This is a genomic window from Affinundibacterium fentianense (assembly GCF_018139545.1).
GTDB lineage: Bacteria > Pseudomonadota > Gammaproteobacteria > Burkholderiales > Burkholderiaceae_D > Undibacterium > Undibacterium fentianense.
This window is the reverse complement of the sequence record NZ_JAGSPJ010000054.1, coordinates 1-255: the sequence shown is the minus strand read 5'-3', so window position 1 is coordinate 255 and position 255 is coordinate 1. Positions and strand designations below refer to the sequence as shown.

The 255-nt window shown below is 43.5% G+C and carries 1 protein-coding gene; it reads left to right on the top strand.

The annotated features are described in order from the left end of the window. Window positions 1–255 (top strand): calcium-binding protein (locus tag KDM90_RS17730; protein WP_212676952.1); only part of this gene is annotated, 255 nt, incomplete at both ends.

Genomic DNA, 255 nt, shown 5'->3' with positions numbered 1-255 from the left:
TGATATTAAGTTTCGGTGGGACTGATTCGATTCGTATTCCGAACTACTTTTACGGGAATACAAATTACGGCACAGTAGAGCAAGTGAAATTTGCTGATGGGAGGATATGGGACTATGGCGTCATCACGTCAAAAATCACGGTAAATGGAACAAGTGGAGTTGATAATCTGACGGGTGTTACAGATGCAGCAAATCGTATCAATGGATTGGCTGGTTCGGATATCTTGACGGGAGCGGGATTCAATGACGTACTAG